The organism is Amycolatopsis sp. NPDC104819 (assembly GCF_055583145.1).
On sequence record NZ_JBVJON010000010.1, the window covers coordinates 109,065 to 128,881 of the forward strand.

Genomic DNA, 19,817 nt, shown 5'->3' on the forward strand with positions numbered 1-19,817 from the left:
CTGTGACCCCCGAGCTGCGGCAGCTTCGCTACTTCGTCGCCGTCGCCGACGAAAACAGCTTCACGCGCGCCGCCGCCGGCCTCCACCTCGCCCAGCAGTCGCTCTCACAGCAGATCACTGTGCTCGAACGCACCCTCGGCGCGCGGCTGTTCGACCGCGACCCCCGCGGCACCCGCCTGACCGCCGTCGGGCGGCTGTTCCTCCCGGAAGCCCGCGCGGTCCTCGCCCGCGCCGAGGAGGCCGTCGCGACCCTCGGCCGGGCCGTTCGCGGCGAGCTCGGCACCGTCCGGCTCGCCTTCCTCACCACCACCGCGAACTACCTGCTGCCCCCGGTGGTCCGCGCGGTCCGCGAGCGGTTCCCCGACCTCGTGGTGACCACCGCCGAAGCGGCCATCGCCGAGCTCGTCGACGGCCTGCGCGAAGACCGGTTCGACCTGGCGTTCACCCGGCCACCACTGGTCGACGGACTGGCGTCCCGGACGTTGCTGACCGAGGAGGTGTGCGCGGTACTCCCGGCCGAGCACCCGCTCGCCACCCGCGACTCCCTGCAGTTGGCCGACCTGGCCGGTGAACCGTGGGTGCTGACCCCGCGGAGCAGCTGGGAACCCTGGCACCGCAGCTACGACGACGACTTCGCCGCGGCCGGTTTCACCCCGCGGGTCGTGCAGCGCGCCGCCACCGTCCAGGGCCTGCTGGGTCTCGTCGCGGCCGGGGTCGGGGTCACCCGGCTGACCCGGTCCTCCCACAGCCTGCGCCGCAGCGGGGTGGCGTTCGTGCCGCTCGCCGGCGACGTCGCCCGGACCGAGCTGGTGTGGTTGCCGGGCAACGACAACCCGGCCCTCCCGGCGATCACCGACGTCGCGGTCGAGCTCGCCGCGACCACGGACCTGACCCAGGCGGGCTAGAACGTCTTGGCCGCGTCCCGGGCCGCCTCGTGCGCGATCCGGCCCAGCTCGTCCGCGTCCCCGGTGAGCGTGGGGTGGAAGCGGACCTCGGTGACGTCGTCGATGCCCGCCCAGTTCAGCCAGCCGGTGAAGAACGGCGCCTGGAAGTCCGTGCCGAACTCCTTGCCCAGCCCCGGTCCCCACACCGCGCTCGTGTAGACGACCGCCGCGCGCTTGCCGCGCCCGGCGAGCAGCCCTTGGTAGCCGGTCACCGCGTCGACCCCGAACACCAGCCCCGGCTGGGACACGACGTCGATGAACTGCTTGAGCACGTACGGCACCCCGGAGTTCCACATCGGGACGCTGAACAGGATCCGGTCGGCGGCGTCGAACCGCGCGAACGCCGCCTTCGCCGCGGCCCAGGCTTCGGCCTGCTCACCCTGCGGCGTGCCACCACCGAAGACGGTCATCTTGGCGCGCGCGGCAGCCGGGCCGAACGCGGGCAGCGAGCCGTCCCAGAGGTCCCATTCGTCGATCTCGGCGTCCGGGTGGATCGTGCGGTAGGTGTCCAGGAAGGTAGCTGCCAGGCGCAGCGACTGGGAGTCTTCGCCGCGTGGGGACGCGGAAACGTGCAGCAGATCAGGCATGGTGATGCTCCTCGATGGGGTGTCGGCTTCCGCCGGACGAAGAATCGGACTAGAGTCCGCTTATGTCTCCGAACCGTAGCGGACCCGAGTCCGCTTCGTCAACGCCGGTCGAACTGCCCGTCCTCGGCGCCCCCGTCCGCGAACGCGCCGACGCCGCCCGCAACCGCATCCGCGTCCTCACCGCTGCCGAAACCCTCTTCGCCGAACACGGCGTCGACGCCGTCACCATGGACGACGTCGCCAGTGCCGCCGGCGTCGGCAAAGGCACCCTCTACCGCCGCTTCGGCGACAAAGCCGGCCTCGCCATGGCCCTGCTCGACGAACGCGAACGCGAACTCCAGCAGCACCTCCTCACCGGCCCCCCACCCCTCGGCCCCGGCGCCGACCCCGCCGACCGCCTCGGCGCGTTCATCCACGCCTACCTCGACCTCCTCGCCCGCCAGCTCGACCTCGTCCTCCTCTCCGAGACCGCCACCACCGGCGCCCGCTTCCGCACCGGCGCCCACACCCTCTGGCGACGCCACTGCCACCACCTGCTCGAAACCGGCGGCGCACCCGACGCCGAAACCGCCGCCGACGTCCTGCTCGCCGCCCTCTCCGCCGAACAGGTCCGCCACTGGCTCCACGACCGCGAACGCACCGCGCAGACCCTGGCCGAGTCCCTCGTCCGCCTGGTTCGACCCTGGATGCCGGCCGCGTCCGGAAAGTGACCTTCCCCCGATACGGTCCACGCCGAACCGACACCGAGGGAGACCCATGCGGAAAGCCGGCCCCGCCTTCGCACTCTCGGCACTGCTCCTGACCGCGTGCGACCCCGGACCCGGCGCCGCCGCGCCGCCACCCACCCCGACCCTCGCCGCACCCGCCACCGACACCACCCAGCTCGTGGCGGCCGTCCGCGCCGGCATCGGCAAAACCCCCACCGCCACCTTCACCCTGAACGCCGAATTCGGCCCCGCCGGCAAAACCGCCACCGGCGCCCTCGAGTTCGACGGCGCCACCAGCAACCTCACGATCACCGTCGACGGCAGCGAAACCCGCGTCCTCGGCAAACGGACCTTCACCCACGCACCGACACCCGGCATCCCCGGCAAACCCTGGATCGGCACCGACCCCGGCAACCCCGACCCGATCGCCCAAGCCGCCGCCGCGGGCGTGCCCGTCGTCGTCAAGCTCCCCGACCTCGGCCGCGCCCTGACCGAGATCGAACGCGCCGGCCGCATCCTCTCCGCCGGGCAAACCTCCCTGCGCGAGCAGCCCGCCACCCACTACCGCCTCGAAATCGACGCCGCCAAAGCGCCCGACCTCTTCCCCGAGTTCGCCCAACCCCCGCTCGACGGCAAACCGGCCGAGCCCGTCACCGCCAAGCTGCCCGCCGAACTCTGGCTCGACACCGCGCAACGCCCCGTCCAGCTCACCATCGACCTGTCCCCCGGTTTCCCCGCCGGAAACGGCGTCAAGGGCACCACCGACTACCGCGACTGGGGCGACCCGGTCGACATCCCGGTCCCACCCGCCGACCAGGTCGTCGACCTCTCCGAGCTGATGAAGAAGATGGGCACCTGACCCGCGACGTCACGGTCCGTGTCCGGCGTCGGACCCGATCACCCGATCCGTAGAATCAACGGCGATGCGACGTCTTCGGTGGTACTGGGGGGCACTGGTCCTCGCCTGCGTGGCCCTGCTGGTGGGCTTCTTCGCCTTCTTCGGCTCCGAAAGCAAACCCGGGCAACCCCAGCCCCGGCAGGGCCCACCCGGCACCGGCCCGCTCACCGTCGTCGCCATGGGCGACAGCACCGTCTCAGGCGAAGGCGCCGGCCAGTACACCGCCACCACCAACGGCCAGGGCGGCAACTGGTGCCACCGCTCCCCCAACGCCTTCGTCGACAAGATCGCCCTCCCCGGCATCACCGCCCACGTCAACCTCGCCTGCTCCGGCGCCCCCGCCGAACAGGTCGCCCTCGGCGACGTCAAGCAGTGGACGGAAGGCTCCCAAGCCCAGCAGCTCGCGGCCCTCGTCAAGGACCACCGCGTCGCCGTCGTCGTGATCGCCGTCGGCGCCAACGACGAACCGAAGTTCTCCAACCAGGTCACCGACTGCTTCAAAGCCTGGTTCAACCCCGGCGGCCCCCCGTGCAGCACCGCGCTCAAGCAGACCTGGCAGTCCAAAGTGGACGCCATGGTGCCGAAGGTCGCCACCGCCGTCTCCGACGTCAAGAAAGTACTGGCCCAAGCCGGATACGTGCCCGCCGACTACCAGCTCGTCGTCCAGTCCTACGCCGCCCCCATCGGCCCCGACCTGCCCGAAGACCTGCGCAGCCTCAACGGCTGCCCCTTCCGCGTCGAAGACCTCCGATGGATCTCCCAGACCGGGATCGGCATCCTGTCCTCCGGCCTCAAAACCGCCGCCCAGCAAACCGGCGCACGGTTCCTCGACCTCGCCAAGGCAGGCGTCAAACACGAAGCGTGCAGCGGCGGCGCGAACCCCGCGACCGAATGGTTCACCCGCCTCACCCTGCAGCTGGCCGACCTCGGCCAAGCCGACCGCGCCGGGCACGCGCTACAGGAGTCGTTCCACCCCAACGCGGCCGGGCACACGGCGATCGCCAACTGCCTGACGGAGTTCCTCGCGGCCCGCGAAGGCAACGCCTCCTGCCTGGCCGGCGCGGACGGGAAGCTCCACTCGGCCCCGGAGGTCGTCGCCCGCTGAGCTGGCCTTCCCGCTCTACTGCGGGTTTTTGGCTGACTGGACCACGGTTTCTCTACCGTCGCCGGGCCGTATAGGTCGTTATACTCTCAAAGGTCGAGTGCGGCGCGCAGTGCGATGTCGATGCGCTCCTGGACGTCCTGGTCGATCTCGGCGATGCGTTCGTCGAACCAGGGCCGGTAGAGCCGGGTGAGGTTGAGCGTCGACACCCAGTAGCGGGCGTCGACCGCCACCCCGAGGATGTCCTGCGGGTCGCGCTCGAGCAGTTCGGTGCCGAGCAGCCAGGGGCGCTCGGACTCGTTCACCCCGTCCGAGGACAGCAGCACGACGGTGCGGTGCCGGGCCGGTTCGGTCGGGGGGTGGTACGTCCAGACTTCACCCCTGCGCACGCAGATCCTTCTCCGCCGCCGTACGCTCGGCCTCGTCGAACTCCGCGACGGCCGGCTCCGGCTTCTGCGGGGTGTAGCCCGTGCGAACCGCCTCGCGCCTGGCCGCCTTCGACAGCCAGGACGAGACCGAGATCCCGTGTGCCTTCGCGGCGCGTTCGGCGAATTCCAAGGCGCCGCTGTCCAGCGAAAGTGTCACCTTACGTGTTGCCATACCTTTTACCGTACCAGTGCCCCGGTCATCGGGCGGCCCGCCGGGGTCAGAACGTCGGCGAACGTCCCTCGAACGGCGTAGAGAGCACCACCGTCGTGCGGGTCGACACCTTCGCGGCCTCCCGGATCCGGCGCAGCAGGTCCTCCAGCGCCAGCGGCGACTGGACCCGCACCAGCAGGATGTAGGACTCGTCGCCGGCCACCGAGTAGCACGACTCGATCTCCTTGATGTGCTGGATCCGCTGCGGGTAATCGTCCGGCGCGCCCGGGTCGTTGGGCGTCAGCGAGATCAGCGCCGTCAGCGGCAGCCCGATCTGCTCGCCGTCGAGCCGCGCGGTGTACCCGAGGATGACCCCGCGCTGCTCGAGGCGGCGCACCCGCTGGTGCACCGCCGACACCGAAAGCCCGACCCGCTCGGCGAGGTCGGTGAAACTGCGCCGGCCGTCGGCCGCGAGCTCCTGGACGATCGACTGGTCCAGCGGCTCCAGGCCGCCGACGGTCATGCGTTCAGCACGACGAGCTCGTGCGGCTGGTTGTTCACGGACTCGACGCCGTCTTCGGTGACGATCACGATGTCTTCGATGCGGGCGCCCCACCGGCCCGGCTGGTAGATGCCCGGCTCGACGCTGAAGGCCATGCCCGGCTCCAGCGGCAGCGTGTTGCCCGCGATGATGTAGGGCTCCTCGTGCACGTCCAGGCCGATGCCGTGCCCGGTGCGGTGGATGAAGTACTCGCCGAAGCCGGCTTCGGCGATGACCTCGCGCGCGGCGGCGTCGACCGCTTCGGCCGTGACGCCCGGCTTGACGGCGGCGACCGCGGCGGCCTGGGCGCGCTGCAGCACCGCGTAGGTCTCGGCCACGTCGGCGTCGCGCGGCGTGCCGACGGCGTAGGTGCGGGTGGAGTCGGAGTTGTAGCCGGCCGGCAGCGGGCCGCCGATGTCGACGACCACGACGTCACCCTTCTCGATGACGCGGTCGGAGACGTCGTGGTGCGGGCTCGCGCCGTTCGGGCCGGAGCCGACGATCACGAAGTCGGCTTGGGTGTGGCCCTCCTCGACGATGGCCGCGGCGATGTCGGCGCCGACCTCGGCCTCGGTGCGGCCGGGCCGCAGCCACTCGTGGACCCGCGCGTGCACACGGTCGATGGCGGCACCGGCGTCCCGCAGCGACGCGATCTCGGCGGCGTCCTTGCGCATCCGTAGCTCCCGCACGACCGGGCCGGCGAGGGTCTGCTCGGCCTCACCGAGCGCCGCGCGCAGCGCCAGGACGTGCAGCGCCGGGGTGAAGTCACTGACCGCAACCCGTCCGGGCTTGCCGAGCCGGCCCGCGACGAGCTGGTACGGGTCGTCGCCGTCCACCCAGGTGAGCAGCTCGACACCGAGCTCGTCGGTCGGCACGTCGGCGTACCCGGGCGCCTCCAGCTTCGGCACGACCAGCGCGGGAGCGCCGTCAGCCGGCACGACGAGGGTGGTGAGCCGCTCGAAGGAGCCACCGGCCTGCCCGATCAGGTAGCGCAGGTCGGAACCGGGCGCGATCAGCAGGGCATCGGTGTCCGCGGCCGCCGCGGCGGCGCGGGCCCGGTCGAGGCGGGCACGAAGGGCTGCGGCGTCGGGGGCAGGCGTGTGGAGGGAACGGCGCGACATGGCCCCGAGCCTAGCCGGGTGGTCAGCCTGATCCACTCGCCCGGTGCCCCGACATGCCGCCCACTCCCCCGGTGGCGCACATCGGCCTAGGAGACGCGGGTGGGATGCGCGGCGCGGCGCGCCGCGGCCGGACTCGGGATCGTGGCGGCTGGCGGCGCACTCCGCCTGGCGTACGCGGTGGGCAGCGGGCTACCGGGGCGATGGCCGGGTTGCGTGCTCGCTCGCCGCCGCCAAGTCGCGCTGGCGACGCACCTTCCCGGCGCGGCGACGGGAGCCCATCGGGCCGAGCCAGCGGACCCCTCCGGCCGGACCGGCATCTCCCCCGATGCCCTCCTTCCCCACCCCAGGTGCGTCGCGCCCCCTGTCGGACGGGCCGGCGTGGCAGGCTGTGCGGGTGACCGGACCACTTGCCCTGCTCGACTCCGCGAGCCTCTACTTCCGCTCGTTCTACGCCCTGCCCGACTCGATGCGCGCCGCCGACGGGACGCAGGTCAACGCCGTGCGGGGGTTCGCCGACACGATCGCGCGGATCCTCACCGACCGGCACCCCTCGCGCCTCGTCTGCTGCCTCGACGCGGACTGGCGGCCGAAGTTCCGCACCGACCTGCTGCCCAGCTACAAGGCGCACCGGGTCGCCGAGGAGACCGACGCGAGCAACCCCGACGTCGAAGAGGTCCCCGACACCCTCACCCCGCAGGTGCCGATCATCCTCGAGCTGCTGGAGGCCTTCGGCTTCGCGACCGCGGAGGCGGCCGGCTACGAGGCCGACGACGTCATCGGCGCGCTCGCCACCCGCGAGAAGACCGACGCCGTCGAAGTCATCACCGGCGACCGGGACCTGTTCCAGCTGGTGCGCACCGAGCCGACCCCCACCTCGGTGATCTACGTCGGCAAGGGCTGGGCCAAGGCCGAGGTGCTCGGCCCGGCCGAGATCGCCGAGCGCTACAGCCTGCCCCGCGAGACGGCCGGTCCTGCGTACGCGGACATGTCCATGATGCGCGGCGACCCGTCCGACGGGCTGCCCGGTGTCGCCGGCATCGGCGAGAAGACCGCCGCGAAGCTGATCACGCAGTTCGGCTCCCTGGACGCGCTCCTCGAAGCGTCCGCGGCGAGCGACGCCCGGGTGCCGCTCAAGACCCGCCTGCGTCTGGCCGACGCGGCCGACTACCTCGCGGTCGCGCCGACCGTGGTCCGGGTCGCCGTCGACGCGCCGGTCGAGCAGTCCCGGCCTGACCCGGTCCCCGCGACCCCCGCCGACCCGGACCGCGTCGCCGAGCTGGCCGAGCGGTGGAACCTCGGCAACTCCGTCGAGCGGCTGCTGAACGCCCTGCCCGGCAACTAGAACAGCGTGCCGCACCACGGTGCCGTGACCGTGGTGAACAGCTCGTCGGCCCGTGCGACCGCCGCCGCGTCGTGGACCTCGATCCGGCCGGTGTCCGCCAGCGCGGTCGCGCTCCACTCGCCGAGGTAGAGCATGCCGAGCGTGTCGGCGTCGAGCGCGAGGTCCGCGGCGGCGTCCGTGCGATGGGCGCCGTCCGGGCCGACTTCGTAGTGTCCCGTGTTGGCCGGCAGGCTCCGGTCGGTCACCGCGAGCACCACCGGCTCGGCCGCGCGGTAGGTGCGTGCCGCGAGCGCCGCGGGGACGTCGACCGGGCGCAGCCACAGGTCGTCTTCGACGTCGAGGGCGCGGGCGTGCCGGTGGTCGGTCAGCATCGGGGCGAGTGGCTCGTCGACCGGACGGTGCCGGGCGTGCACGGCCGACACCAGGTCCACCGACAGCAGGAACCGCCACAGCGCGGCGCGCGCGACCGGGCCGGCCGCGTGCAGGTCGCGGACCTTCAGCACGGCGCCCTCGTCCGGCGCGTCGAGGGAGCGCCGCTCGACCGTCTTGTACACCGCGAAACCGTCGTCCCCGTCCGGTCCACTGTGGACGACCACGACGTGGATGCCGTCCCGGTCGACGTGCCGGTCGTGCGCGATCGGCCACCAGATGTCGGGGCGCCCGATCATGCCCGCCCGGCCGAGCCCGATCCGCCGGTACAGCTCGGGAATCTCCTTCACGGCCTCCTCGGGCGTGAGCATCCGGACGTCCCCGCCGGCCGGGACGCGCTCGTGCAGCCGGGCGGCGGGCCGCGGCAGCCGGACGGTCTTGCCGAGCGCGGCCGAGCCGTAGCCGAACCGGCCGTAGATCGTCGGTTCGCTCGCGTGCAACACGGCCAACGGCACGCCGCGCGCGGCGAAGTCGGCCAGCTGCACGGCCATCATCGCGGTCAGCACGCCGCGCCGGGTCCGGTCGGCGCGGACCCCGACGCCGTCGACCGCGGCGACCGGCACGACCCGTCCGCCGGGCACGGCGATCTCGGTGGTGTACGAGCTCGCGATCCCGATCGGGATGTCCCCGTCGAACGCGCCGAACTTGTGCGCGGCGGGCCAGGAATCCCCGAACCGGGCCCAGGGTTCGTCGGCGACCCGGTTGCCGTGCAGGGAACGGCTCAGCAGGTCGAACGTGCTGCGGCGGTCGTCCTCGGTGACGGGGCGGACGTCGAAGGTGCGCATGCCGCCGATCCTGCCGCCCCGCCCTCGGCGCAGCATCCCGTTTTCCGCCTCAGTAGTGGGTGCCGCTCCAGGACGCCACGCGGGTGCCGAAGAGCCGGTCGGCCGCCGCGGGCGCAGCCGGGTCACGCACGACGATGCGACCGGCTCCGGCCAGCGCGGACGGCCGCCACGTGCCGAAGTAGACCATCGCGAGCGTGGTGACGTCGAGGACGAGCCCGGCCGGCTCGCCGGTGCGCTCGGCGCCGTCCGGCGTGATCCGGTAGGTGCCGCTGTTGCCGGGCAGCACCGGGTCCGTCACCTCGACCACCACCGGCTCGGCAGGCCCGTATTCGCGGGCCGCCAGCGCCTTCGGAACGTCGACGAGCCGGGTCCAGTGCTCGTCCCCGATCCGGTCGACGGTGCTCCGCCGGTGGTCCTCGAGGATCAGTTCGATCGGCTCGTCGAGCGGCCGGGCGTCGGCGACGATCCGGTCGACGAGGTCGATGCCGAGCAGGAACCGCCACAGCCCGGCGAACGCGGCCGGCGTGCCGGGGAACAGGTCCACCAGGTGCAGCTGCTTGGTCCACGGGTGCTTCTGCAGGCCGTCGACGTAGTAGGTGGCGTACCCGTCCGGGCCGTCGGGCCCGTGGTGCACCAGCGCCTTCACCGGCGGGCTGGTGCGCCGCGCGTGGTTCTCGTAGAGCCGCCACAGCACCTCGGGCCGGGTCATCATGCCCGGCCGGAACTCGAGACCGTCGTACACGCGCGGGCACACTTCCAGCGCCTCGTCGAGCTCCAGCAGCTCGACCTCACCGCTCGAAGGAACGTCCGGGTGCAGCCGCACCCGATGGCGGTCGACGCTGTAGCCGCGGCACCGGGTCGCCAGGCCGTACCCGAACCGCCCGTAGATAAGCGCCTCCGACGCGAGCAGGTTCGCGAACACCACACCCCGCGCGGCGAAGTCCTCCAGCTGGGTCGTCATCAACGCCCGCAGCACCCCGCGGCGCGTGCGGTCGGCCCGCACGCCGACACCGGTCACGCCGACCATCGGCAGCCGCGCGCCGCCCGGGACGGTCAGCTCGGCGTCGAACGACCGCGCCGTCCCGACGAGCTCCGGGTCGAACGCCCCGAGCGTCCTGCCGGGCTGGTAGGCGCGGGCGGCCCGCTCCCAGTCCGCGTCGTCGCTCGGCGCCGCGTGCAAGCTGTCGCGGAAGAGGTTGCTCGCGGCACGGTGCTCGTCGACGCGCAGGGTCCGGATCTCGAAATCGGTCATGCCCGGATCATCGCCGGAACGACCGAGGTCCGGCCACCGGAATTCCCCGGTGGCCGGACCTCGGCTCGTGCGCTCGCGTTACTTCGCGGCGGGCGGCGACACCTCGTAGTTGCCGCCGTCACCCTTCACCGTGATCGTGATCTGCTGCGGCTTGCCGGCGATGGTCGCGGTGCACTCGAACTTCGCACCGTCCTCGACCTTCTGCTCGGCCGGGCAGGTCACCCCGGTGACCCCGTCGATCTTGTAGGTCTCCGTCAGCAGCTTCTGCACGTCGGTCTGCATCTGCGTGTTGTTGAAGACCTGAGTCTTGAAGAACCCGGGCGCGACAAAACCGAGGATGCCGACCACCGCGACGACCACGACCAGCACCACGATGCCGATCAGCAGGCCCTTCTTGGACTTCTCCGGCTTCTCGCCCTCCGGAGCCGCCCCGCCGGGGAACTGCTGCTGCTGGCCGTAGTCGTACTGGCCCGGCTGCTGCTGGCCATACTGTGGCTGCGCCTGCGGCCCGCTCTGCGGATACGCCCCACCCGGCTGCTGCCCGTACTGCGGCTGGGCCTGCGGGCCGCTCTGCGGATACCCACCGCCCGGCTGCTGACCGTACGGCGGCGGCTGCTGACCCCACTGCGGCTGCTGCGGCGGGGTGTACCCGCCAGGCTGCTGCCCGTACTGCGGCTGCTGAGGGTGCTGCGGCTGGCCCCACTGCTGTTGCTGGTTCGGGTCGTACGAAGGCGGCTGCTGGCCCCACTGGGGCTGTTCCTGCGGGCCGCTCGGCGGGTACGCGCCGCCCGGCTGCTGCCCGTACTGGGGCTGCTGTGGGTCGTTGCCGCCATACGGCGTGCTCATCGTCTGCCTCCGCCTGCCTCGATCATCTCGCTGTCCACCCCGAAACCGTCGTCAAGCCGCGTACGCACGGTGTTGTTCGCGATCCAACCACAGGTCGGAGCCGAGCACACGTGTCCACGCACATCCCCGCCGCCGCCGGCGAGCAGGCCTGACACGGAGTTCACGCCGCGCCCGCGGCCACCACGCCCCGGCGCAGCGCCTTCACCGCCTCGGCCGCCGCCGCGCCGACCGGGTCACCCTTGCCGAGCACGTCCCGGATCTGGTCGAGCAGGTCGATCACCTGGCGTGACCAGCGCACGAAGTCCCCCGCCGACAGCTCCTGGCCGTTCGCCTCCGCCGCCGTGAGCACCTTCTCCAGCGACTCACCCCGCGCCCACCGGTAGACCGGCCACGCGAACCCCGCGTCCGGCTCCCGGGTGCGGTCGAGCCGGTGCCGCCGCTCGTCCTCGGTCAGCTCCACCCACAGCCGCGCGGTCTCCTCCCACGCCTCGGGCACCGCGCCGCCGGGCAGCCGCGGCTCCCCGGCGGTGTCCCGGCGCGCCTCGAACACCAGCGTCGAGACGACGGCGGCGAGCTCCGCCGGCCCGAGCTTGCGCCACACGCCGTGCCGGATGCACTCCGCGGCCAGCAGGTCGGACTCGCTGTAGAGCCGGGTCAGCCGCCGGCCGTGCTCGGTGACGCGGTCCTCGCCGTCCCCGGCCGACTCCGGCCCCAGGTAGCCGCGCTCCCCCAGCAGCGCCAGGATCCGGTCGAACGCGCGCGCCAGCGAGTGCGTGGTCGCGGCCACCTTCCGTTCCAGCTGCTGGGTTTCCGCCGTCAGGCGCTGGTACCGCTCGACCCAGCGCAGGTTCGCCTCCCGCTCGGCCAGCCCGTGGCCCGGGTGCGCGCGCAGGGCGCGCCGCAGCGCCGCCAGCTCGCCGTCCTCGTTCGTGCCGGACCGCCGTTTCTGCCTGCCCGGCAAGGAAATCCCGGCGTTGCGCAGGGTCGAGGCGATGTCCCGGCGGGTCTTGGGCGAGCGCAGCTCGATGTGCTTGGGCAGCTTGATCCGGCCCAACGCCTCCACCGGGGCCGGGAAGTCGGCCACCGACAGCGGTCCGGACCACCGGTCCTCGGTCACCACGACCGGCCGCGGCTCGCGGATCGGGTCCAGCCCGGGATCCACGACGACGGCGAGCCCCGCCCGCCGGCCCGCGGGCACGGCGATGACGTCACCCTTGCGCAGCTTCTCCAGCGACTCGGCGGTCCCGGCCCGCCGCACCGCCGTGTTCTGCCGCGACAGCGCCTTCTCCCGCGTCGAGATCTTCGCGCGCAGCTCGACGTACTCGAGCATCTCGTCGAACTCCCCGGTCACGGCGGCGGTGTAGCCCTTCAGGGCTTCCTTGTTCCGCTCGATCCGCCGCGCCGTGCCCACCACCGACCGGTCGGCCTGGAACTGCGCGAACGACTGCTCCAGCAGCTCCCGCGCCGAGCTCGCGCCGACCTGGGCGACCAGGTTCACGGCCATGTTGTAGCCAGGCCGGAACGACGACCGCAGCGGATAGGTCCGCGTCGACGCGAGCCCGGCGACCTGCTTCGGGTCGACCCCCGGCTGCCACGCCACCACGGCGTGCCCCTCGACGTCGATACCGCGCCGCCCGGCTCGCCCGGTCAGCTGCGTGTACTCCCCCGGCGTCAGGTCGACGTGCGCCTCGCCGTTGTACTTCACCAGCCGTTCGAGCACGACCGTCCGGGCCGGCATGTTGATGCCGAGCGCGAGGGTCTCCGTGGCGAACACGGCCTTCACCAGCCCGCGGACGAACAGCTCCTCGACCGTCTCCTTGAACGCCGGCAGCAACCCGGCGTGGTGCCCGGCGATCCCGCGCTCCAGCGCCTCCCGCCACTCCCAGTACCCGAGCACGCCCAGGTCACCCTCGGGCAGCTCGGACGTCCGCTCCTCGATGATCCGGCGGATCTCCTCGACCTCGTCCGGCCCGTTGAGCCGCAGCCCCGAGCGCACGCACTGCGTGACCGCGGCGTCACAGCCGGCCCGCGAGAAGATGAACACGATCGCCGGCAGCAGCCCCGCCCGGTCCAGCTGCTCCACCACGTCCACCCGGGACGGCGGCCGGAACCGCGGCATCCGCGGTGCGCCCCGCCGCGACCCGCGCGGACCGCGGAACCCCGCGGGCGCGTACTGGCGGCCGATCTCTTCGGTGCGCCGCAGCAGGGTCGGGTTGATCCGCAGCTCGGCGCCGGCCGAATGGACGTCCTCGCCCGCGAACAGGTCCAGCAGCCGGTTCCCGACCAGCATGTGCTGCCAGAGCGGCACCGGCCGGTGCTCGTCGACGACCACCGTGGTGTCGCCGCGGACCTCCACGAGCCATTCGCCGAACTCCTCGGCGTTGCTGACGGTGGCCGACAGCCCCACCACGCGGACGTGCTCGGGCAGGTGCAGGATCACCTCTTCCCAGACCGCGCCCCGGAACCGGTCGGCGAGGTAGTGCACCTCGTCCATGACCACGTACCCGAGGTCGGTGATGGTCGACGACCCGGCGTAGAGCATGTTGCGCAGCACCTCGGTGGTCATCACGACCACCTGGGCGTTGCCGTTGATCGAGGAGTCGCCGGTCAGCAGCCCGACCGCGTCCGAGCCGTAACGCGCCACCAGGTCGCCGTACTTCTGGTTCGACAGCGCCTTGATGGGCGTCGTGTAGAAGCACTTGCGGCCTTCGGCCAGCGCCAGGTGCACGGCGAACTCGCCGACGATCGTCTTGCCCGCGCCGGTGGGCGCGCAGACGAGCACACCGTGGCCGCCTTCGAGCGCTTCGCACCCGCGGATCTGGAACTCGTCGAACTCGAAGGACGCTTCCGCGGCGAAGCGCGTCAGCTGGGGGTACTTCCCTCGACGCGAGGAGGCCGCGAAGGCCTCGGCCGGGGACTGAGAAGGGCTACTGGCCACCTCGTCAGGGTTCCACATGCCCCCGACAGTTTGCACGCGGTGTGACCGACGGCGTGGCGCCCCGCAGTCACCGCTTCTTTTGCTTCCGGCCGACACGCTGGTGTCGGCCGGAAGCGGCCGCCGTATAGGTCGTTATACACCAAGGTGGCGGGAACCGGTCCGGGCCGGGCGGCGTCGGAGGCTGCATGAGGGCGGGAGGTGGCTGGTGATGACCGAGCCGTGTCCGAGCTGCGGGCAGCTGGACCAGGTGCAGCACGTGCCCGCGGTCTACCACGGCGGGCATTCGTTCTACCGGGGTCAGGGGCCGGTGGTGGCCGTGCCCGCCGGTGACGGGGTCCTCTACACGAGCAGCCAGGTTTCGGGGATCACGGTGTCCGGGGTCGCCCGGGCGCTCGACCCCTTCCCTCCCCCGCGCCGCGGCGGCGGTCTGCTGGCCGCGGTGGTGCTGCTGGCGCTGGTCGGGAGCTGCTTCCTGCTGCTGCCGCTGTCGGCGGCCGATGACCCGCCGCCCGGTGGGGCCGGGGCGAAGGTGCTGGGGATCGTGCTGATCTCGCTGCCGTCGCTGTGCGTGTACGTCGCGGCCGGGACGCTGGTGTGGCTCTACGTCCGGCGGGTCCGGGCGCACCGCCGTCAGCGACGCGGGGTGCCGGCGGCGAAGCAGCTGTGGGAGCAGGGCTGGTTCTGCCACCGCTGCGGCGGGGTGTACTTCGCGGACACGCGCGCCGAGCGGCTGCTGACGCCCGCGCACTTCCGCCAGCTGGTGGCCCGGGCGGGTGGATACGAACGTTAGGCCAGGACGGTCAGCGCGCCCGGGACGCAGCTGACCGTCACCGGCACGCTCCCCTGCGGCTCACCGTCGGCGTAGGCGGGCCAGGTGTTGCCGGTCAGGGACACCGAACGGGCGCGCAGCGTGCGGACCGCCGGGTGGGTGAGGTGCTTGCCGGTGCGCAGTCCGGGGAGCATGCGGATCAGGCCGCGGCGGCTGACGTCCCCGACGACGGTGACGTCGAAGACGCCGTCCTCGGGGTCGGCCGTCGGGCAGATCGGGACGCCGCCGCCGTAGAAGCGCGTGTTGCCGACCGCCACCAGCGTCGCGTCGAGCTCCAGGCGCTCGGCGCCGGTGTCGACCACCACCGGCCGGGAGCGGAACGCGGCCAGTTCGGCGAGGATCGCCACGTCGTAGCGGCGCGGCCCGGACGGCCAGCGCATCCGGTTGGCGCGTTCGTTGACACTCGCGTCGAAACCCGCGCACAGCACGGTCGCGAACCAGGTGTCTCCGAGGCGGCCCAGGTCGATCCGCCGCCGGGCCCCCGACTTCAGGGCCGCCACCAGCGCGTCGACCGCCGGCAGCGGCTCGCCGGGGACACCGAGGGCGCGGGCGAAGTCGTTGCCGGTGCCGGCCGGGACGAGCCCGAGCGCGACGTCGTGGTCGGCGCAGAACTGGACACCCTGGTGCGCGGCGCCGTCCCCGCCGAGCACGATCAGGACGTCGAGGCCCGCGTCGTGGGAGGTCCGCATCAGCTCACGGGACTCTTCGACGGTGTTGGCGACCAGCACGTCGAGGCGGTCGACGGCGGCGCGCAGGCGCTCGGCGACCGTGTCCATGATCCGGGCGGCCGCGCCGTGCCCCGAGGCCGGGTGCACGGCGAGCGCGGCGTGGATCCCCACTACGTGATGTCGTCGGTGCCGGACCGGCCGCCGGAGGTGGTCGGTGTGGACGGCTCGTCGTCGATCTTGCTCGGCGTGTAGTCGAACGGCGCCGCTTCGTCGTCGTCCAGCTGGTCCCAGCCCTCGTCCGCGCGTTCGCGGTCCTTCTTGCGGTCGTGGATGCGGGCGAGCTGGACCGACAGCTCGAACAGCACGGTCAGCGCGCCGGCCAGGCCGAGCATCGAGAACGGGTCCGAGCCGGGGGTCACGAAGGCGGCGAAGACGAACAGCGCGAACACGATGCCGCGGCGCCACTTCTTCAGCTGCCGGTACTTGACCACGCCGACGCGGTTGAGCATCACCACGAGCAGCGGCAGCTCGAAGCTGATCCCGAAGATGATCAGCAGCGACAGCATGAACGAGATGTACTTGTCGGCGGTCAGCGCCGTGACGAACTCGTCCTGGCCGAAGCCCATCAGCAGCTGCAGGGCGTGCGGGAACAGCATGTACGCGAGCACCGCACCGGCGGCGAACAGCACCGAGGCGAAGCCGACGAACGTCAGCGCGTACTTGCGTTCCTTGGAGTACAGCCCGGGCGCGATGAACGCCCAGACCTGGTAGAGCCACGCCGGCGAGAACAGCACGGCGCCGGCCGCGAGGCCGACCTTCAGCTGGATCATGAAGGCTTCGAACGGCACCGTCTGCAGCAGCTGGCAGCCCTGGTAGCCGTTGAGCCGCCGGTCCGGCGGGATGGCGCAGTACGGGTCCTTGACGATCTCACCGAGCGACGGGATCGGCCCGACCTTGGTGCTGAACCAGAAGAAGCCCAGGATGCCGCCCACGACGACGGCGAGCAGCGCGAAGCCGAGACGGCGGCGGAACTCGTAGATGTGCTCGATGAGCGTCATCGTGCCGTCGGGGTTCTTGCGACGGCTGCGCTTGCTCCGCTTCGACCGGCGGGTGTCGCCGTTTCCGGAGGCGGGTTCCGCCACGGGATGTTCCGTTCTCGTCGGTGTCCGCCGGAGCGCGCCGGCTGGGGCGCGCTCCGTGGACCAGGGACCGGGTGTGGCCTAGCCGCTCAGCTGGCGTTCTTCTGCGGCTGGTCGGCGGACTGCTGCTTCTTCAGCTCGTCGAGCTGCCGCTGGAGGTCGGCGACCTGCTGGTCGGTCGCGGCGGTCGCCGGCGGGGCGACGGGCGTGGCCGGGATCTGCTTGGTCTCGACGGGCTCGGCGTCCTCGTGCGAGGCGCTCTTGTCGCCCGCGAGGTCCTTGGTCTCGGCCTTGAAGATCTTCATGGACTTGCCGATCGACCGCGCCGCATCGGGAAGCCGCTTGGCCCCGAACAGCAGCACGACGAGCAGCACCAAGATGATCAAATGCCATCCTTGCAATCCGTTGGCGAACAAGATGGCCTCCTATCTGCGTCTGGTAGGGATGTTACTGGTTTTCCGGTTTCCGGCGGCGCTCCGCGAAGGCGACGCGCAGCGCGGCCGACCGCGCGCGGAGGAGCCCGGCCCGGTCCTGGGTGTTCGTAGCCACCATGCTTGCGGTCTGCTTGAAACCACGCAAGACCTTGGCGGTCCGCACCAGCAGGACGACGAGCAGCAGCAGGCCGATCGCGGCGAGCACGACGGTGGGCAGGTACGGCACGTCGATCACCCTAGTGGTCGCAGGTTGACGGAAGGTGACGGGCTCGGGCCACCGCGTCGGCCGCCCGGCGTCCGACGTCCGCCGCGAGGTCGGCCGGGCTCTCCACCAGCGCTTCCCCGCCCAGCCCCAGCACCAGGCGCACCATCCAGGACTGGTCGGCGTAGCGCATCCGGATGCGGAGCCGGCCGCCGTCGAGCTCGTCGAGCTCCTCGCAGGGGTAGTACTCGGCTACCCAGCGTGCGTCCGGCTCGAGGACGAGCACCGCTTCCCGCTGGTCGGGACGCTCACGGAAGACGCCGTCGGAAATGTCGGTCGGGTGGGCGTGCGCGGGCGGCCGGGACGGCTCGTCGAGCACCGTCAGCTCGTCGATCCGGTCGAGCCGGAACAGCCGGACGCCCTCGGCGCGGCGGCACCACGCCTCCAGGTACCCGACGGCCTGCACGATGAGCAGCCGCATCGGGTCGACCGTGCGCTCGGTGACCTGGTCCTTGGACGCGGTGTAGTAGCGGATCCGCAGCGCCCGCCCGTCCTGCAGCGCCTGGGCGACCTGCTCGCGGGTCCGCGCGGTCTTCTTGCCCTCGCGCACGCCCCCGCCGACGACGACGCCGGCGGGCTGGGCCTGCCCGGCGGCGGACTCGATCTTGGCGATGGAGCGGCGCACCGCGTCGCCGTCGACCACGCCCGGCGTCTCGGCCAGCGCGCGCAGCGCGACCAGCAATGCGGTCGCCTCGCCGCCGGTGAGCCGCAGCGGGCGGTTCATCCCGGCGTCGTGGGTGACGACGATGGTGTCGCCCTCGAAGGACAGGTCGATCAGGTCGCCGGGCCCGTAGCCGGGCAGCCCGCACATCCACAGCAGCTCGAGGTCCTTGCGCAGCTGCTTCGGCGTGACGTCGAAGTCGTGCGCCGCCTCGTCGACGCGGATGCCCGGGCGCGCCAGCAGGTAGGGCACGAGCGCCAGCAGCCGCGGCATCCGGTCGGTGGACCCGCTCACGAAGCGCTCCCCTGCCGGGCCACGACGGCTTCGAGCCGGTCCTGGACCGTCTTGGCCAGCACGTCGGGTTCGAGCACCAGGACGTCGGGGCCCTGGGCGGTGATCCAGTCGGCCGCGGACTCCGGGAAGTACAACCCGATCTCGACGAGGTCGCCCTCTTCGCCGTCGACGGTCTCCCGGCCGATGACCTTCCCGCGGCGGCGGACCCCGGCGGCGCGGCCGTCGGCGACCCAGAGCCGCGCGGTGGTCACCGGCGCCGGTTCGGAGTCACCGGTCACCGACACGAGCTTGAGCAGGTTGACGCCTTCCGGGCGGTGCACGGCGCCGGGCTTGCCGACCGGACGCACCTGGCCGGTGACGCGGGAGAGGCGGAAGCAGCGGGTGGCGCCGCGGTCGCGGTCGTGCCCGACGACGTACCAGCGGGCCTTCCACGACACGACACCCCACGGCTCGAGGGTGCGCACGATGCGTTCGGGCGAGCCGCTGCGGCGGTATTCGAAGCGCACGACCTGGCCGTTCTGCACCGCGGCCAGGAGCGGCCCGAACGCCGGTTCGGCGCGCACGCGCGGCTCGACGATCATCGGCGCCTGGTCGTCGACCTCCAGGCCGGCGGCGCGCAGCTTCACGAGCGCGCCCTGCGCCTGCCCGGTCAGCTCCGGGGAGTCCCACAGCCGGGACGCCAGCGCGACCGCGGCGGCTTCGTCGGGGGCGAGGTCGATCTCGCCGAGCTCGTAGTCGCGGCGGGCGATGCGGTAGCCCTCGATCGCGTCGAAGGCGGAGTTGCGGCCGGTCTCCAGCGGGATGCCGAGCTCGCGCAGCTCGGTCTTGTCGCGCTCGAACATCCGGAAGTAGGCGTCGTCGCTGGCGGCGTCCCCGTATCCGGGCACGATGCCGCGAATCCGCTCGGCAGTGAGGTACTGCCGGGTGGACAGAAGGGCCAGCACCAGATTGACCAGCCGTTCGGCGCGTGCGGTGGACACCCCGTAGAGCCTAGCCCGCGCCGCCCGGCCCGATCGTGAGGTCCGGGGTGCGCGCGTCGTAATCGCCCCTCGCGGCGTCCACGGCGTCGAAGTTCGCCTCGGCCCAGTCCTTGAACCCGGCCATCAGCGCGCGCAGGCTTTCTCCCAGCGGCGTAAGGGAATAGTCGACGCGCACGGGCACCGACGGGGTCACCTCGCGGCGCACCAGGCCGTCGCGTTCGAGCACCCGCAGGGTCTGGGTGAGCATCTTCTGGCTGACCCCGGCGATGCGCCGCGAAAGGTCGCTGTAGCGCTGCGGCCCGTCACCGAGCGCGACCAGGATCAGGCTGACCCACTTGCCGGCGATCTCGTCGAGCAGCTTCCGGGTGGGGCAGGCGGCGAGGTAGGCGTCGTAGGCGGCCTTCTCGTCCTGCCGCCGCTGTTCCGCCGTGCGCGTGGCCACCGGGCGAACCTCCTCGTGCCGTGGGCACCTTCGGGTG

22 protein-coding genes are annotated in these 19,817 nt (G+C 72.4%); 6 read left to right on the forward strand and 16 right to left on the reverse strand.

Translation table 11 applies throughout. The features are described from left to right. Positions 1-2: 2 nt before the first annotated feature. Complete coding sequence (locus ACZ63E_RS30485; protein ID WP_465339589.1) at positions 3-905, forward strand: LysR family transcriptional regulator; 903 nt, start codon at positions 3-5, stop codon at positions 903-905. On the opposite strand, the gene ACZ63E_RS30490 is transcribed toward ACZ63E_RS30485, so the two are convergent. Then, positions 902-1,531, reverse strand: a complete 630-nt coding sequence (locus tag ACZ63E_RS30490) for an FMN-dependent NADH-azoreductase (protein WP_465339591.1) — start codon at positions 1,529-1,531, stop codon at positions 902-904. The genes ACZ63E_RS30485 and ACZ63E_RS30490 overlap by 4 nt on opposite strands. A gap of 62 nt (positions 1,532-1,593) precedes the next feature. Between ACZ63E_RS30490 and ACZ63E_RS30495 the strand changes: the two genes are divergently transcribed. The 3 genes from ACZ63E_RS30495 (at position 1,594) to ACZ63E_RS30505 (ending at position 4,241) form a co-directional block, all read left to right on the forward strand. Continuing rightward, entirely contained in the window at positions 1,594-2,241 is a 648-nt protein-coding gene (locus ACZ63E_RS30495) for a TetR/AcrR family transcriptional regulator (RefSeq protein ID WP_465339592.1), read from the forward strand. 46 nt (positions 2,242-2,287) lie between these two features. Further along, positions 2,288-3,097: an SCO4651 family lipoprotein gene (locus ACZ63E_RS30500; protein WP_465339594.1), complete on the forward strand. Its 810-nt coding sequence runs from the start codon at positions 2,288-2,290 to the stop codon at positions 3,095-3,097. Between the two features lie 64 nt (positions 3,098-3,161). Further along, positions 3,162-4,241: a GDSL-type esterase/lipase family protein gene (locus tag ACZ63E_RS30505; protein ID WP_465339595.1), complete on the forward strand. Its 1,080-nt coding sequence runs from the start codon at positions 3,162-3,164 to the stop codon at positions 4,239-4,241. Positions 4,242-4,327: 86 nt separating this feature from the next. On the opposite strand, the gene ACZ63E_RS30510 is transcribed toward ACZ63E_RS30505, so the two are convergent. Genes ACZ63E_RS30510 through ACZ63E_RS30525 form a run of 4 tightly spaced genes read right to left on the reverse strand, consistent with a single transcriptional unit; the run spans position 4,328 to position 6,479 of the window. After that, positions 4,328-4,627, reverse strand: a complete 300-nt coding sequence (locus ACZ63E_RS30510) for a hypothetical protein (protein WP_465305072.1) — start codon at positions 4,625-4,627, stop codon at positions 4,328-4,330. Next, positions 4,614-4,838, reverse strand: a complete 225-nt coding sequence (locus tag ACZ63E_RS30515; RefSeq protein ID WP_465305073.1) for a hypothetical protein — start codon at positions 4,836-4,838, stop codon at positions 4,614-4,616. Before ACZ63E_RS30515 ends, ACZ63E_RS30510 begins: the two co-directional genes overlap by 14 nt. 46 nt (positions 4,839-4,884) lie before the next feature. Continuing rightward, positions 4,885-5,340 carry an Lrp/AsnC family transcriptional regulator gene (locus ACZ63E_RS30520; RefSeq protein WP_247023285.1) on the reverse strand — a complete coding sequence of 152 codons (456 nt, stop codon included), beginning with the start codon at positions 5,338-5,340 and terminating at the stop codon, positions 4,885-4,887. After that, positions 5,337-6,479, reverse strand: a complete 1,143-nt coding sequence (locus ACZ63E_RS30525; protein ID WP_465339597.1) for a M24 family metallopeptidase — start codon at positions 6,477-6,479, stop codon at positions 5,337-5,339. Before ACZ63E_RS30525 ends, ACZ63E_RS30520 begins: the two co-directional genes overlap by 4 nt. A 394-nt stretch (positions 6,480-6,873) precedes the next feature. On the opposite strand from ACZ63E_RS30525, the gene ACZ63E_RS30530 reads away from it, so the two are divergent. Then, positions 6,874-7,821 carry a 5'-3' exonuclease gene (locus tag ACZ63E_RS30530; protein ID WP_465305078.1) on the forward strand — a complete coding sequence of 316 codons (948 nt, stop codon included), beginning with the start codon at positions 6,874-6,876 and terminating at the stop codon, positions 7,819-7,821. On the opposite strand, the gene ACZ63E_RS30535 is transcribed toward ACZ63E_RS30530, so the two are convergent. From ACZ63E_RS30535 to ACZ63E_RS30550, 4 genes are all read right to left on the reverse strand, one after another. Further along, on the reverse strand, positions 7,818-9,035 hold the full coding sequence (locus ACZ63E_RS30535; RefSeq protein ID WP_465339598.1) for a GNAT family N-acetyltransferase: 1,218 nt from the start codon (positions 9,033-9,035) through the stop codon (positions 7,818-7,820). The genes ACZ63E_RS30530 and ACZ63E_RS30535 overlap by 4 nt on opposite strands. A 49-nt stretch (positions 9,036-9,084) precedes the next feature. Beyond that, complete coding sequence (locus ACZ63E_RS30540) at positions 9,085-10,287, reverse strand: GNAT family N-acetyltransferase (RefSeq protein ID WP_465339599.1); 1,203 nt, start codon at positions 10,285-10,287, stop codon at positions 9,085-9,087. Positions 10,288-10,365: 78 nt separating this feature from the next. Further along, the gene (locus ACZ63E_RS30545) at positions 10,366-11,133 is read right to left on the reverse strand and encodes a DUF4333 domain-containing protein (RefSeq protein ID WP_465305084.1); all 768 of its coding nucleotides are present in this window, start codon (positions 11,131-11,133) and stop codon (positions 10,366-10,368) included. A gap of 160 nt (positions 11,134-11,293) precedes the next feature. After that, positions 11,294-14,071 (reverse strand): DEAD/DEAH box helicase, encoded by a 2,778-nt coding sequence (locus ACZ63E_RS30550; RefSeq protein ID WP_465339821.1) that lies wholly within the window; start codon positions 14,069-14,071, stop codon positions 11,294-11,296. A gap of 208 nt (positions 14,072-14,279) precedes the next feature. Here ACZ63E_RS30550 and ACZ63E_RS30555 point away from each other — a divergent pair, with 208 nt between their 5' ends. After that, positions 14,280-14,861: a hypothetical protein gene (locus tag ACZ63E_RS30555; RefSeq protein WP_465339600.1), complete on the forward strand. Its 582-nt coding sequence runs from the start codon at positions 14,280-14,282 to the stop codon at positions 14,859-14,861. On the opposite strand, the gene ACZ63E_RS30560 is transcribed toward ACZ63E_RS30555, so the two are convergent. The 7 genes from ACZ63E_RS30560 to ACZ63E_RS30590 all read right to left on the reverse strand — a co-directional run bounded on the left by ACZ63E_RS30560 (position 14,858) and on the right by ACZ63E_RS30590 (position 19,780). Then, a complete protein-coding gene (locus ACZ63E_RS30560; RefSeq protein WP_465339601.1) occupies positions 14,858-15,739 on the reverse strand; it encodes a diacylglycerol/lipid kinase family protein in 882 nt (293 codons plus the stop codon). The genes ACZ63E_RS30555 and ACZ63E_RS30560 overlap by 4 nt on opposite strands. After that, on the reverse strand, positions 15,739-16,710 hold the full coding sequence (gene tatC, locus ACZ63E_RS30565; protein ID WP_465305090.1) for a twin-arginine translocase subunit TatC: 972 nt from the start codon (positions 16,708-16,710) through the stop codon (positions 15,739-15,741). The genes ACZ63E_RS30560 and tatC overlap by 1 nt, the downstream gene beginning before the upstream one ends. An 86-nt stretch (positions 16,711-16,796) precedes the next feature. Continuing rightward, positions 16,797-17,093, reverse strand: a complete 297-nt coding sequence (gene tatA, locus ACZ63E_RS30570) for a Sec-independent protein translocase subunit TatA (protein ID WP_395936003.1) — start codon at positions 17,091-17,093, stop codon at positions 16,797-16,799. 61 nt (positions 17,094-17,154) lie between these two features. Further along, entirely contained in the window at positions 17,155-17,367 is a 213-nt protein-coding gene (locus ACZ63E_RS30575) for a bacteriophage holin (protein ID WP_465305092.1), read from the reverse strand. A gap of 10 nt (positions 17,368-17,377) precedes the next feature. Further along, positions 17,378-18,358, reverse strand: a complete 981-nt coding sequence (locus ACZ63E_RS30580) for a helix-turn-helix transcriptional regulator (protein WP_465339602.1) — start codon at positions 18,356-18,358, stop codon at positions 17,378-17,380. After that, a complete protein-coding gene (locus tag ACZ63E_RS30585; RefSeq protein ID WP_465339603.1) occupies positions 18,355-19,338 on the reverse strand; it encodes a helix-turn-helix transcriptional regulator in 984 nt (327 codons plus the stop codon). The genes ACZ63E_RS30580 and ACZ63E_RS30585 overlap by 4 nt, the downstream gene beginning before the upstream one ends. Positions 19,339-19,348: 10 nt before the next feature. Next, on the reverse strand, positions 19,349-19,780 hold the full coding sequence (locus ACZ63E_RS30590; RefSeq protein ID WP_465339605.1) for a winged helix-turn-helix transcriptional regulator: 432 nt from the start codon (positions 19,778-19,780) through the stop codon (positions 19,349-19,351). Positions 19,781-19,817 lie beyond the last annotated feature (37 nt).